The organism is Bombilactobacillus bombi, assembly GCF_003522965.1.
Classification (GTDB): Bacteria; Bacillota; Bacilli; order Lactobacillales; family Lactobacillaceae; genus Bombilactobacillus; species Bombilactobacillus bombi.
The window spans coordinates 502,793-517,902 of the sequence record NZ_CP031513.1; the positions used below are offsets into that span (position 1 = coordinate 502,793).

Consider the following 15,110-nt stretch of genomic DNA (forward strand, 5'->3'; position numbering starts at 1 on the left):
ATAAAATGATGATACCAGAGGATTTATATCAAGCAGCCACTAAAATGTTAACGCGTGCGTATGTTCCTTATTCGCATTTTCCAGTTGGAGCGGCTTTACTGACACAAACTGGAGAAATTTATACGGGTTGTAATATTGAAAATGCGGCTTATGGCTCTACTAATTGCGCTGAACGAACAGCAATTTTTACTGCGGTAGCTGCCGGACAGCGTCAATTTAAGGCGCTCTTAATCACAGGTAAAACGACAGAAGTTATTGTTCCTTGTGGAGCATGTCGCCAAGTAATTAGTGAGTTTTGTACAGATGAAATGCCCGTGTATTTAACCAATCAAACTGGCAAAATCAAACAAACAACAGTTGGGCAACTCTTGCCAGGTGCTTTTACAGCGGAGGATTTAACACATGAATAAAAACTTTCATTCCGGTTTTGTAGCCATTATTGGGGAACCTAATGTTGGTAAATCAACTTTTATGAATCGAATTTTAGGTAGTGAAATTTCTATTATTTCACCAAAGGCGCAAACTACGCGGAACAAAATTCAGGGAATATATACTAATGAAAATGAACAAATTGTTTTTTTAGATACCCCAGGAGTCCATACTCCCAAAAATAATCTTGATAAATATATGGATACTGCTGCCTTTTCTGCTTTAAAAGATGTTGATGTAGTCATGTTAATGGTCAGTGCAACTGAGACAATTGATGACAATGCCCAAAATATCATTGCCAAATTACAAGCCAGTCAATTACCGGTTATTTTGGTAATTAATAAAATTGATTTGGTACATCCAGATGATTTATTACCTTTAATTGAACAGTATAATAGTTTATTTAAATTTGCAGAGACTTTTCCTATTTCTGCTACACAAGGCAATAATGTTGATGAATTAATAACAGCAATTGGCAGCCGTTTACCAGAAGGCCCTCAGTATTATCCAGAAGATCAGTTAAGTGATCATCCAGAATATTTTGTAGTAGGTGAAATTATTCGCGAAAAGATTCTCGAATTAACTCGGCAAGAAGTTCCTCATTCTGTAGCAGTTGTTGTTGAGCAAATGAATCAGCGAGTTAATGGTAAATTGCAAGTTGAAGCAACAATTTATGTAGAACGGCAAAGCCAAAAGAAAATTTTGGTTGGTCAAAAGGGAAGTATGATTAAAAACATCGGCATTCGTTCCCGTGAAAAAATTGAACGTTTATTAGGTGAGAGTATCAATCTTAAATTATGGATTAAAGTACAGAAGAATTGGCGCGATGATCCCCTGTTTTTAGCACGAGCAGGATATTCAATGAAGGATTTAAAATAATGACATTACTCCGAGATCAAACATTTAATGGTTTGGTATTGCGGAATCAAGATTATCGAGAAAATGACCAATTAGTTCATATTTTTACAGATCGCTTTGGTATTATTACTTTTTGGTTGCGGGGAGTAAAAAAGGCTAAATCCAAGCAGCGTTATTTGGCCTTACCTTTTACTTATGGAAAATATCAAGGTACTATTAACTCACAAGGTTTTTCGTATCTCAATGATGGATTAAAAGTTCAACAATTTGCACAAATTGCGAGTGATATTAAGCTGAATGCCTATGTTACTTATTTGAATGACTTAGTATTACGAGCATTTGGTGCAGCCAAACCACAATTACAGTGGTTTCGCAGGTTAACTCAAGCTAGCAAGTTAATCAATCAAGGTTTAGATCCGGAAATTATTACCAATATTTTAGAAATCCAGTTATTAGAACCTTTTGGTGTGGCTCCCAATTTGAAAGCTTGTGTCATTGGTGGAGAAACACGGGGAATTTTTGATTATTCAATTGTATTGAGCGGTATAATTTGTCAAAAACACTGGACAGCAGATGAGCATCGTTTACAACTTTTGCCGAAGACAGTGGCTTACTTACGTCTATTTGCCCAAGTGGATTTGTTGCGGATTGGTAGTATTAAGGTTGACCACCGTATTAAAGGGCAATTACGGCAAACTATTGACGCTATTTATCGTGATAGCGTCGGAATTTATCCTAAAAGTAAAAAATTCATTGATCAAATGTATCATTGGCGTATCTAACTATTGACACCTATTTTGAAGATGCTAGAATAACTAGGTGGATTAAACAGCGAGCGTGAATAGTGAGAGCACGAAGATATTAATGGTGAATTATTAATTTAGAATATTAAAAGTGCAGGTTATTCCTGAAGTAGGGTGGAACCGCGAATAAATTCGTCCCTATGCAATCTTTGGTGTTGCATAGGGATTTTTTGTATGCTTGACCTAACTGGAATGAATGCTGTATTGGATAAAGTGAGGTAGAAAAAGTGGTTAAAAAGTTAAATATCCAAGAAATGATTTTGACTTTGCAAAAGTTTTGGAGCGATAAAGGCTGTATGCTAATGCAGGCTTACGACACCGAAAAAGGGGCTGGTACAATGAGCCCATATACTTTTTTAAGAGCAATCGGTCCTGAGCCTTGGAATGCAGCGTATGTTGAACCATCGAGACGACCAGCCGATGGTCGCTATGGTGATAATCCTAACCGACTATATCAACATCATCAATTTCAAGTAGTTATGAAACCATCACCGTTAAATATTCAAGAATATTATCTTGATAGTTTACGAGCTTTGGGAATTGATCCATTAGAGCATGATATTCGCTTTGTTGAAGACAATTGGGAAAATCCTTCCATGGGCTGTGCTGGTGTTGGTTGGGAAGTCTGGCTTGATGGTATGGAAGTTACGCAATTTACTTATTTTCAACAAGTTGGTGGCTTAAGTGTTAATCCAGTAACTAGTGAAATTACTTATGGAGTAGAACGCTTGGCTTCTTATATTCAAGATGTAAATTCTGTCTTTGATTTGGAATGGGGCAATGGCGTTCATTATGGTGATATTTTTAAAGAGCCAGAATATGAACATTCTAAGTATTCTTTTGAAGTAAGTGATCCCAAGATGCTCTTTCAATTTTTCGATGATTATGAAGGTGAAGCTAAGCGATTAATTGCATTAGGCTTAGTTCATCCTGCCTATGATTATATTTTAAAGTGCAGTCATACTTTTAATTTGTTAGATGCGCGCAAAGCGGTTTCTGTTACTGAACGAGCAGGTTTTATGCATCGCATTCGGTCATTAGCTCATCAAATAGCGCGGGCGTTTGTTCAAGAGCGACAAAAATTAGGATTTCCGTTATTAGATGAAACTACTCGAGAAAAAGTCCTAAAGGAGATGAATGATCGTGACTAAAACATTTTTATTAGAAATTGGTTTAGAAGAAATGCCTGCTCATGTTGTAACAGGTGCTATTGAACAATTACAGCAACGGGTAGTAGATTATCTCAAAGAACAAAAATTAGCACATGGTCAAGTTGAAGCACTTTCTACTCCACGGCGGTTGGCTATTATGATTCATGATGTAGCCGAACAGCAGCCAGATGAAGATATTGCTGTCAAAGGTCCTGCCAAAAAGATTGCCCAAGATGACCAAGGCAATTGGAGTAAGGCCGCTCAAGGTTTTGTCCGTGGCCAAAAAATGACTACAGCGGATATCTATTTTCAAGAACTTAAGGGAACAGAATATGTTTATGTCAAAAAACATATTGCAGGTAAACCGGCAACAGAAGTCTTGGCCGGATTGATTGAACCAATTAAGGCGATGAATTTTCCAACTAGAATGCGTTGGAATAAATTTAATTTGGAATATATTCGTCCTATTCATTGGCTTGTCGCAATGCTAGATCATCAAGTTATTGAGATGAAATTGTTAAATATTCAGGCCGGTAATCAAACTCAAGGACATCGTTTTTTGGGAAGTACAATTACTTTAGCAACAGCTGCAGATTATCAAAAGGTTTTAGCGGATGATTTTGTTATTGTGGATGCCCAAGAACGTAAAAATATCATTCAACAACAAATTGCTGCGATTGCTCAAGAACATGATTGGCAAGTTGACTTAGATGAAGATTTATTAGAAGAAGTAAACAACTTAGTGGAATATCCTACAGCGTTTGCCGGGCGCTTTGCAGATAAGTATTTACAAATGCCCGAAGAAGTTTTAATAACTTCCATGAAAGATAATCAACGTTATTTTTATGTGCGCCAGCAAGATGGTAGTTTAGCACCTTACTTTATTGGTGTTCGTAATGGTAATCGTGAATACTTAGATAATGTGATTGCCGGAAATGAAAAAGTACTGGTGGCTCGTTTAGAAGATGCAGCATTCTTTTTTGCTGAAGATCAAAAAAATAGTCTCAATTATTATGTAGAGCAATTACAACAAGTTACTTTCCACGATAAAATTGGTTCAATGAGTGAAAAAATGGCGCGTACACGCATTATCGCACAAATTTTAGCGCAAAAATTACAACTTTCAGCTGAACAAACAGCAGATGTATTACGAGCTGCCCAAATTTATAAATTTGATTTAGTAACAGACATGGTAGGAGAATTTGCGGAATTACAAGGAGTAATGGGTGAAAAATATGCACTTATTATGGGAGAAAATCCGGCTGTCGCACAAGCTATTCGTGAGCATTACTTGCCTAATTCAGCCCAAGGTCAATTGCCAAAATCTCAAGTAGGAGCAGTCTTAGCTTTAGCAGACAAAATTGAAAGTATTTTGAGCTTTTTTGCAGTTGACTTAATTCCTAATGGTTCTAATGATCCTTATGGATTACGGCGCCAAGCTTTGGGAATTGTCCGGATTTTGCAACATGAAAATTGGCAACTTGATTTACATCAATTGCAAAATGAAATTGTAGCTGCTTATCAAGAAAAGTTATCAACTGTAAAATTTGATTATTTGCAACATCAGGCTGATTTTGATGAATTTATCATTGATCGCATTCGACAGTTATTTAGTCAAGCAGCAGTAGCACATGATTTGATTGATACAGTAGTTGCTTTGCCACAATTAGATCCAACCGCTATGATGGAAGATGTGCAAGTGATTGCTAAACATCGTCAAGATGCTAACTTTAAAGATAGCATTGAAGCATTAACCCGGATTTTACGTATTACACAAAAAGCTAAATTGTCTGCCTCAGAGATTAACGTGCAACCAGCCTTATTCCAAACAGAATCTGAACAACAACTTTATCAAGCTGTTCAAGCAATCGTGCCAGATTTTTCGCACCAAAACTTAGAACAAAAATATCAAGCCTTAACTAATTTACAACCAGTTATTACTGCCTATTTTGATGAAAATATGGTTATGGATCCAGATTTAAAAATTAGAAATAATCGTTTGCAACAATTGAATCAATTAACACAACTGATTAAACAACTGGGCGATTTAAATCAATTAATTGTGAAATAATTGCAAATAAGTATCTAAACGAGTAAAATATAATATTGTATAAGGAAAAGTAGTCGCATTTTTTGATGCGGCTATCTTTTATCTCTCCGTTTGAAGGAGGTGATGCCAGATGTCAGGTAAAATTCCTGAGGAATTTATTGAGGATGTACGGCAGAAAACTAATATTGTTGATGTTATTGAGCCGTATGTTCAACTAAAAAAATCTGGTCGCAATTTATTTGGTCTATGCCCTTTTCATGAAGAAAAGACGCCCTCGTTTTCTGTTTCAGAAGAGAAGCAAATTTTTCACTGTTTCAGCTGTGGACGTGGTGGAAATGTCTTTAAATTTTTAATGGAAATTGAGAATCTTTCTTTTCCTGAAGCTGTGATTAAAGTAGCCGATTTTAGTGGGATTAGCCTACCTGAAGACTATCAAGCAGTTACTGTGCAAAACAGTAATTCACAATTTTCCTTATTAAAACAGGACTATCAAGCTGCTCAGGCTTTATATCATCATATTCTATTAAAAACTACCACTGGAGAACCAGCTTTAAAATATTTACAACAACGCCAATTAAGCTTAGAAACGATTAAACATTTTCAAATTGGCTATGCACCAAAAGAAAATAAAACTTTGGTTAGTTTTTTTCAGGGGAAAAATAAAGAATATGCTGAATTAAATAGTTCAGGCTTATTTTCTGAAGATGATGCGGGTAATTTATATGATCGTTTTCGTGACCGAGTAATGTTTCCCATTACTGATCAAAGTGGAAATATTGTTGCTTTTTCAGGCAGAATACTCACAACTGCTACGGCAACTGATCAGCCTATTGCCAAATATCTAAACAGTCCAGAAACTGAAATTTTTAATAAAGGGCAAACACTTTTTAATTTAGCCGCAGCTAAAAAAGCCATTCGCGAACAAGGCGAGGTAGTGCTTTTTGAAGGCTTTATGGATGTGATTAGTGCCTATCAAGCTGGCGTTGTAAATGGCGTGGCCTCCATGGGGACCAGTCTAACTGATCAACAATTGTATATGTTAAATCGCATTACTAAAAGAATAGTCATTTGTTATGATGGTGATACACCAGGCATTAAGGCTGCTCAACGGGCGTTACAATTGCTCAAATCAACCAATTTTGACGTTGGGGTAGTGGTTATTCCTAACGGCCAGGATCCAGATGAATTTATTAAAGCTCAAGGTGCACCAGCTTTTAAAACTTTAGTGGAACATAAATCTTTAACACCAACGGCTTTTATGATTAAATATTTAAGTCAGCAATATGATTTGAGTAATGATGCTGATAAGGTAGAATTTCTTAACGGAGCCTTAGAATATATTATTCAGGTCCAATCACCGGTGGAACAAGAGTTATATTTAGGTCAATTGGCAGATCAGTTAGGAATTTCAAAGCAAGCAGTTCAAAAAGAATTACAAGATAAACAAAAAACACAAAAAATACTACAACCAGTGGCTGATTATGGGAAATCTCAAGCAGTTATTAATTCACAAGCCAATCATGATTTGGGTTATAATCAGCTGGGCAGTGTTGAAAAATCAGAACGCAATTTATTAAACATTATTTTTCATTTTCCGGAAGTAGTTGGTATACTGGATAAGTATGCGGATTTTAGTTTTGTACACCAGCAATATCAAGATATTTTTGATTGCTGGTTGCGAAATTCTTTGTTGCAAACAGATTTGACGGTAGCCCAGTTTGTTGATTTGGTGCCAGATAATTTACGTGAACTAGTGGTAACTATTGAAATGATGGAACGTCCAGCTGATTATTCAGAAGATGAGGTGCGAGATTATATTGATAATATCAGGCATCATGAGCAACAACAGCAATTGCAAACTTATCAAACCCAAATTAAGCAAGCAGCCCAAATTGGTGATGCTCAGCAAGAATTGCAATTGACCATGGAACTAATAGCATTACGCAAAAAATTAGAGTCACAAAATAGTTAAGGGGGCTTGGCGATGGCGACCAATAAAAAGAAAAAAAGTGTTATTAAATCCAGCAAGGAATTAGACAAAGCGACAACAGCCTTAATGAAAGAATTTCAACAAGAAAAAAAAATTCCTGAAGATGTTGTTGAAGAAAGAATTATTAAGCCTTTTGATTTGAAAAATAATTCAGTTGAGGATTTGATTGATCATCTGCAAGAGCATGGAATGAGCGTTGTTGACAAAAAAGGTGATCCTAGTCAACTAGCTTTAAAAAATCAAAAAGAAGTCAACCATCATGAATTAAATGACATGTCAGCACCTACTGGTGTCAAGATGAACGATCCTGTGCGGATGTATCTGAAAGAAATTGGTCGAGTACCACTATTAAATGCCCAACAAGAAGTCGAATTGGCTCAAAGAATTGAAAAGGGTGACGAAGAAGCTAAGCAACAATTAGCTGAAGCTAATTTACGTTTGGTGGTTTCGATTGCGAAAAGATATGTTGGTCGCGGTATGCATTTCTTGGATTTAATTCAAGAAGGTAATATGGGATTAATGAAAGCTGTTGAAAAATTCGATTACCAAAAAGGGTTTAAATTTTCAACTTATGCTACTTGGTGGATTCGTCAAGCCATTACCCGTGCAATTGCTGATCAAGCACGAACAATTCGTATTCCTGTGCATATGGTAGAAACGATTAATAAGTTAATTAGGATTCAACGCCAATTGCTACAAGATTTAGGTCGTGAACCAACGCCAGAAGAAATTGGAGCAGAAATGGATATTCCGACTCCTAAGGTCAGAGATATTTTGAAGATTGCACAAGAACCAGTCTCTTTGGAAACACCAATCGGAGAAGAGGATGACTCGCATTTAGGAGATTTCATTGAAGATGATGATGCTACTAGCCCTGAAGATCATGCATCTTATGAATTATTAAAAGAACAATTAGAAAGCGTCTTAGATACTTTAACTGATCGAGAAGAAAATGTGTTGCGCTTACGTTTTGGACTTGACGATGGTCGCACTCGCACTTTGGAAGAAGTGGGCAAAGTTTTCGGTGTTACACGAGAACGAATTCGCCAAATTGAAGCCAAAGCTTTGCGGAAATTACGCCATCCGTCACGCTCTAAACAACTAAAAGACTTTTTAGAATAGTCAACGAGGAAGCTGAGACAAAAATGCCTCAACTTCTTTTTACTATACATAGGGAGATTGAAACCTTGAAGTTATCACCACGTTTACAAACTATTATTGAAATGGTGCCACCAATAAATTGTTTAGCTGATATTGGCTCGGATCATGCTTATGTGCCAATTTATCTAGTGCAGCAGCAGCAAATTCAGCGCGCCATTGCTAGTGAAGTAAGTGTCGGTCCTCGCAATATTTCTCAAAAAGATATTGCGGCTGCTCATTTACAAAAACAAATAACTACCCGATTGGCAGATGGACTAACCGGTTTGACCACTAGTGATCGAGTGGATTTAGCAGTTATTGCTGGTATGGGTGGTCAACTTATTGCTCAAATCTTAGAGCAAGGACAACAACAATTAGAGTATATTCCACAACTTATCTTGGAACCAAATAACGATGAAGCATGCGTACGTTCGTGGTTAAATAACCATAACTGGAGTATTGTCCAAGAAAATATTGTGCAGGAAGGACGCCATATTTATGAAATTATTCGTGCCCAAAAATTAGCAACACCAATTACTTTAACTGAACAGCAAATTATGTTTGGTCCACAATTATTGCAAAAACGGGATCCAATTTTTATTCATAAATGGCAAGAACAATTACGTCGTGCTGAATTTATGGCTAATAACTTACAAAATGCTCGACAGCCACAACCACAAAAAATTGCGGCTGCAAAATTACGTATCAAACAAATCAAGGAGGTTTTAAACTATGCCTAATGGTTATGAATTAGTCCAAAAAATTGAAGAGTACGCACCATTGTCTTTGAAAATGCAACATGATCCAACTGGATTACAGCTCGGAAACTTAAACCAACCGGTTCGGCGGGTAATGACAACTTTAGATGTTCGCCCAGAAGTCGTTCAAGAAGCTATTGAGCAAAAGGTTGATTTTATTTTTGCTCATCACCCAGTTATGTTTCATCCTGCACATAACTTAGATACGACTAATCCGCAAAATCAAATGTACTCAGATTTGTTGAGCCACCAAATTACAGTTTATGCGGCACATACAAATATGGACAAAGCTGCCAAGGGGATGAATGATTGGCTGGCTCAGCAATTACAATTGCAACAAGTACAAACATTTTGTTTGGATCAAGACAAAATACCCTTAGGGCGATGGGGGACTTTATCACAAGCAATATCCGTGCTAGAATTATCAAATAAGATCAAACAGCAATTAGCTTTAACTGGTCTGCGCTTAATCAGCAATAACCCGCAAATGTTAGTTCAAAAAATCGGAATTATTGGTGGTGATGGCGGTAAATTTTATACACAAGCCTTAGCTAATGGTCTAGATGTTTTAATTACTGGAGATGTGTACTACCATACAGCTCACGATATGTTGGCTGCTAATTTAAATGTGATTGACCCGGGCCATCATATTGAAGCGATTTTCATTGCTAAAACTAAATCTTTGTTAGAGCAGTGGTCACAAGCTAATAATTGGAACTTGACAGTTTTGGCATCGCAAAGTAATACAGAACCTTTTAAATTTATCTAAAAGGAGTTAATTTAATGAAATATGAAAAATTAGTACCGCGTTTTTTAAGTTATGTGAAACAGAATACGCGCTCGGATGAAAATTCAACTACCGTTCCTTCTACGCAACGTCAAGTTGATTTTTTGTTAAAATTAAAAACCGAATTAGAACATATTGGTTTGAGTGAAGTGGAATATAATCCTACAACAGCTTATTTAACAGCCACTTTGCCTGCCAATCTAGAACAAGAAGTCCCAGTAGTTGGCTTTTTGGGACATGTAGATACAGCAGATTTTAATTCTGAAGGAGTAAATCCTCAAGAAGTTTCTCATTATGATGGCCAAAGTATTATTAAATTGGACCCAAAGGGCAAATACCAATTAGATCCAGAAGTATTTCCTAGTTTAAAAAATTATGCAGGACATACTTTAATTACAACGGATGGCTCTACCTTATTAGGAGCGGATGATAAGGCTGGCGTAAGTGAAATTATTACGGCAATGGAATATTTAATTAGTCATCCCGAGATTAAACATGGTAAAGTGCGGATTGGTCTAGGACCAGATGAAGAAATTGGTCAAGGTGCAAAAAGATTTGATGTGCCAGCTTTTGGGGCTGATTTTGCTTATACTGTTGATGGCGGTGCGCAAGGACAGCTAGAATTTGAAACTTTTAATGCTGCGGCTGCTAAAATTCATATCACTGGCAAAGACGTACATCCAAGTGAAGCCAAAGATATTATGGTTAATGCAACTTTAATTGGAATGGAATTGCAACAAGCTCTGCCAGCACAAGAAGTTCCAGAAAAAACTGCTGGTCGGGAAGGATTTTTCTTATTAACTGATTTTACTGGTAGTGTTGATCATGCCGATATGGCTTACATTATTCGTGATTTTGAGCGTGAAGGTTTAGAAGAACGCAAACAGCTCATTAAACAAATTGTAGCTCAATTAAATGAAAAATATGGTGCTAATACAGTACAAGCAAAAGTTTTTGATCAGTATTATAATATGTATGAAATAATGAAAAATCATCAAGATGTCGTAAAGCGTGCGGAAAAAGCAATGATTAATGTCGGAATTAAACCTCAAGAAGAAGCAGTACGCGGTGGTACAGATGGTTCTATTATTTCTTTTATGGGCTTACCAACGCCGAATATTTTTGCAGGTCCCGAAAATATGCATGGACGTTTTGAGTATGTATCTGAGCAAGTTATGGAAAAAGCAATCGATGTTGTTATAGAAATTATTAAATTAACAGTTAAGGGAGAATAATTATGCCACTAGTTCATATTGAATTAATTGAAGGACGCTCACCCGAGCAATTAAAACAAATGGTACAAGATGTTACAGAAGCTATCAGCAAGAACACAGGAGCACCTAAAGAACATGTTCATGTTGTTCTTAGTGAAATGCAAAAGAATCATTATGCTGTAGGCGGCATCTTAAAATCAGATGAAAAATAGTTTTAATCAATACCGGTTGCACAGTTATCATAAACTGTGACAATCGGTATTTTTACTTTCTAATAAATACAATTAAACATATAAGCTGGAAAATGAGAAAGAGGTTTAGTTTGACTAATGAGATTTAAAGCTATTTAATAAATGTAACTATGTAATTAAGGGAGATTTATATTGTGACAAAAAGATTACTCGATTCGTTTCGACCTGAGCATTATGACATTTATTTAGATATCAATCGTGCAACTAAAACAATTACTGGACAGACTGTAATTACAGGAGAAGCTTTAGATAATAAGATTGCTATCAATCAAAAGTATTTACAAATTAAGCAAGTCCAAGTTAATAATCAAGAGATTAATTTCACAATAGATGATGATAATGAAGTGTTTCAGTTTTCGTTACATGAAGTTGGAGCAGTTAAGTTAACAATTGACTATACAGCTCCTTTAACTGATTCAATGATGGGCATTTACCCTTCATACTATCAAGTTGATGGTGTGCAAAAGCAGATTATTGGTACTCAATTCGAAACTACTGCTGCCCGTCAGGCTTTTCCTTGCATTGATGAACCAGCTGCCAAAGCTACTTTTACATTGGCGATTAAATTTGATGAACAACCAGGAGAGACAGTAATTAGCAATATGCCTGAGGTAAAGATTGAAAAGGGTGTTCACTACTTTGAACCGACAGTGCGCATGTCAACTTATCTGGTAGCTTTTGCTTTTGGTGAATTACAAAGTAAGCTAACTCAAACCAAGAGTGGCGTGGAAATTGGTGTTTTTGCAACTAAAGCTCATCAAGCTAAGGAGTTAGACTTTGCGTTAGATATTGCCAAGCGCTCAATTGAATTTTATGAAGATTTTTATCAAACACCATATCCATTACCGCATTCTTATCAATTAGCATTACCTGATTTTTCAGCCGGAGCAATGGAAAATTGGGGATTGGTCACTTATCGGGAAGCTTATTTAATGTTAGATCCAGACAACGCTTCTTTGGAATTAAAGAGCAATATTGCTACTGTCATTGCACATGAGTTAGCTCACCAATGGTTTGGTGATTTGGTAACTATGCAATGGTGGGACGATTTATGGTTAAATGAAAGTTTTGCCAATATGATGGAATACGTTGCAATTGATGCTCTAGAACCAGAGTGGCATATTTGGGAAACTTTCCAAACAGCTGAAGCACCTATGGCATTGCAACGTGATGCTGTTGATGGTGTTCAGTCTGTACATGTTCAAGTGGAACATCCTGCAGATATCGATTCAATTTTTGATTCGGCTATTGTCTATGCTAAAGGTGCGCGGATGTTAGTCATGGTCAGGGCGTTAATTGGTGATGACGCCTTACGCCAAGGATTAAAATCATATTTTGCGGCACATCAATATCATAATGCAACCGGAGCAGATTTATGGTCAGCCTTAAGTAAAGCTTCAGGAATTGATATCAGTAAAATTATGAATACGTGGCTGGAACAACCAGGATATCCTGTAGTTAAAGCCAGTGTGGTTGATGGTGATTTACAATTGCGTCAACAGCAGTTCTTTATTGGTGATGGACAAGAAACTGGACGTCAATGGGCTATTCCGTTAAAGGCTAATTTTACAGCTCCTCAAATTATGACCGAGCAAAGTATTAAATTAGGCAATTATCAACAGTTGCGCCAAGCAACAGGACAGCCGTTGCGTTTGAACGATGGGAATGAATCACATTTTATTGTGCAATATGATCAAACTTTATTAACAGATATTTTAGATAACGTACAATCTCTTAATGCAATTTCACAATTGCAACTCTTGCAGGACTTATTGCTTTTAGCACAAAGTCAAACCATTTCGTATGCAGAGTTGGTGCCTTTATTACCTAAATTTGCTCAAAGCAAATCTCATATCGTAAATGATATTTTATATCGTATTATTAACAACTTGAAAGACTTTGTGCAGCCTGATTCGCAATCTGAACAAAATTTGCGTACTTTCACTAACCAATTAAGTGCACCACAGATTGAACGTTTGGGTTGGCAATCGCGTCAAGGTGAGTCTAATGATGATCAATTAACTCGACCATATATTTTAAATGCTTCAATTTACGCCCAAAATAAAAATTCAATACAAGCTGCCCACCAATTATTTGGAAAATTTGCGCAGAATCTTTCTAAATTGGCAGCCGATATTCGACTTTATGTCTTAAAAAATGAAGTTCAAAACTTTAGTACACCACAATTGTTTACACAATTATTAAAAGAGTACCAACAAAGTGCTGATGCTAGCTATAAAGCCGACATTTGTGCAGCATTAACCAAAACTCCTGATAAAAATTTATTACAGCAAATTGTTGCAGCTTTTGAAAATTCTGAGATTATTAAGCCACAAGATTTACGAGCTTGGTTTGCAGGTGTCTTAAATAATGCTCACGGTGAACAAATGGCTTGGGATTGGTTGCGCAATGATTGGTCTTGGCTTGAAAAAACCGTTGGTGGCGATATGGAATTTATCACTTATATTACAGTAATAAGTAAAGTATTTCGGACACCAACACGTTTAGAAGAATTTAAAGCTTTCTTTGAACCAAAACTTAATACACCTGGATTAACTCGGGAAATAAAAATGGATATGGCAGTTATTAAAGGGCGTGTTCAATTAATTGAACACGAACAAGCAGCTGTCAACAAGGCAATTGAAGCTATGATTGCTTAAGATAAAAATCCGCTTTAGACTTTCAAATTTAGTCTAAAGCGGATTTTTTAATTACTGATTTAATAAATCTTTAGCCGTAATCAAATCAGTAATCAAGACGTTCGGATATCCCCCCATTAAAGCTGCATGAATAGAAGCTAACTTTTTTCTTCCACCTGCTATTAAAATTGAATATTTTTTATTTTTTAAATTATCTAAGGGAATACTTACAGTTCGACTATCTAATTCTTTATCTGCAATCATCCCATCATCTGTAATAAATCTTGAAAGAATATCACCTACAGCAACTTTTTTTATATGATCTATTTTTTCTTTGTCTAAATATCCGAGTCGAAAAAGCATGGCCGTGGGTAAAGTCGTCCCAACTGTATAGATAGCAATGTTAGAATTAAATCCCTTTTCTAAAACATTATTAATAAATCGATCTTTAACAACTAGGTTTTTGGTAGTAACATCATCAAAAATAACTGGTAATGGTAAAATTTCAGCTTGAGTATGAAAGGCACGACTGAATTTTTGAGTGATATCACTAGAATAATTACTTTCCTGAGAATTAGTTACGCTACCTTTTAGTTGGACAATTTCTATATTTTTATGAAAATTATCATTTAAGCTATTCGCTATTGCCTCCATAGTCTTCCCCCAGCTAATTCCAATAATATCATTATCACGAATAATTTTATCTAAATAATCGGCAGTTTGTTGTCCTAGATATTTTAAAATATTATTTTCATTAGTATTTGTTTGGGTTCCGATGATTGCATCTTTCAGATGATATTTTGCTTGCAACTGTTTTCTAATAGATTCAACATTTTGAAAGGGATCGTGAATTTTTACTTCAACAATATTATTTTCTTTAGCAAACTGCAGTAACCTTGAAATAGTTGGCCGAGAAATTTGCAATTTTTTAGCAATATCAGATTGACTCATTTCATCAATATAATATAGACGACTAATTTTTAAAGCTTGTTCAATTTTCTTTTGATTTTTCGATTGTATCATTAACATTACCTCATATT

13 protein-coding genes are annotated in these 15,110 nt (G+C 35.9%); 12 read left to right on the plus strand and 1 reads right to left on the minus strand.

Annotated elements, in window-relative coordinates:
• Positions 1-5 precede the first annotated feature (5 nt).
• From DS830_RS02670 to DS830_RS02725, 12 genes are all read left to right on the plus strand, one after another.
• Entirely contained in the window at positions 6-410 is a 405-nt protein-coding gene (locus DS830_RS02670; protein ID WP_118908135.1) for a cytidine deaminase, read from the plus strand.
• Positions 403-1,308: a GTPase Era gene (gene era, locus DS830_RS02675; RefSeq protein ID WP_118908136.1), complete on the plus strand. Its 906-nt coding sequence runs from the start codon at positions 403-405 to the stop codon at positions 1,306-1,308. The genes DS830_RS02670 and era overlap by 8 nt, the downstream gene beginning before the upstream one ends.
• Positions 1,308-2,069 (plus strand): DNA repair protein RecO, encoded by a 762-nt coding sequence (gene recO, locus DS830_RS02680; RefSeq protein WP_118908137.1) that lies wholly within the window; start codon positions 1,308-1,310, stop codon positions 2,067-2,069. The genes era and recO overlap by 1 nt, the downstream gene beginning before the upstream one ends.
• A gap of 248 nt (positions 2,070-2,317) precedes the next feature.
• Entirely contained in the window at positions 2,318-3,241 is a 924-nt protein-coding gene (gene glyQ, locus DS830_RS02685; protein WP_118901575.1) for a glycine--tRNA ligase subunit alpha, read from the plus strand.
• Entirely contained in the window at positions 3,234-5,312 is a 2,079-nt protein-coding gene (gene glyS, locus DS830_RS02690; RefSeq protein ID WP_118908138.1) for a glycine--tRNA ligase subunit beta, read from the plus strand. Before glyQ ends, glyS begins: the two co-directional genes overlap by 8 nt.
• A 109-nt stretch (positions 5,313-5,421) precedes the next feature.
• Positions 5,422-7,263: a DNA primase gene (dnaG, locus tag DS830_RS02695; RefSeq protein ID WP_118908139.1), complete on the plus strand. Its 1,842-nt coding sequence runs from the start codon at positions 5,422-5,424 to the stop codon at positions 7,261-7,263.
• A gap of 12 nt (positions 7,264-7,275) precedes the next feature.
• Positions 7,276-8,403 (plus strand): RNA polymerase sigma factor RpoD, encoded by a 1,128-nt coding sequence (gene rpoD / locus DS830_RS02700; RefSeq protein ID WP_118908140.1) that lies wholly within the window; start codon positions 7,276-7,278, stop codon positions 8,401-8,403.
• Between the two features lie 65 nt (positions 8,404-8,468).
• Positions 8,469-9,161: a tRNA (adenine(22)-N(1))-methyltransferase gene (locus tag DS830_RS02705; protein WP_162887481.1), complete on the plus strand. Its 693-nt coding sequence runs from the start codon at positions 8,469-8,471 to the stop codon at positions 9,159-9,161.
• On the plus strand, positions 9,154-9,948 hold the full coding sequence (locus tag DS830_RS02710) for a Nif3-like dinuclear metal center hexameric protein (RefSeq protein ID WP_118908142.1): 795 nt from the start codon (positions 9,154-9,156) through the stop codon (positions 9,946-9,948). The genes DS830_RS02705 and DS830_RS02710 overlap by 8 nt, the downstream gene beginning before the upstream one ends.
• Before the next feature lie 14 nt (positions 9,949-9,962).
• Positions 9,963-11,201: a peptidase T gene (pepT, locus tag DS830_RS02715; protein WP_118908143.1), complete on the plus strand. Its 1,239-nt coding sequence runs from the start codon at positions 9,963-9,965 to the stop codon at positions 11,199-11,201.
• 2 nt (positions 11,202-11,203) lie between these two features.
• Complete coding sequence (locus tag DS830_RS02720) at positions 11,204-11,392, plus strand: 2-hydroxymuconate tautomerase (protein WP_118908144.1); 189 nt, start codon at positions 11,204-11,206, stop codon at positions 11,390-11,392.
• A 173-nt stretch (positions 11,393-11,565) separates the two neighbouring features.
• Positions 11,566-14,091, plus strand: a complete 2,526-nt coding sequence (locus tag DS830_RS02725) for a M1 family metallopeptidase (protein ID WP_240366825.1) — start codon at positions 11,566-11,568, stop codon at positions 14,089-14,091.
• A 51-nt stretch (positions 14,092-14,142) separates the two neighbouring features.
• Here DS830_RS02725 and DS830_RS02730 read toward each other — a convergent pair whose 3' ends face one another.
• A complete protein-coding gene (locus DS830_RS02730) occupies positions 14,143-15,093 on the minus strand; it encodes a sugar-binding transcriptional regulator (RefSeq protein WP_118908146.1) in 951 nt (316 codons plus the stop codon).
• Positions 15,094-15,110 lie beyond the last annotated feature (17 nt).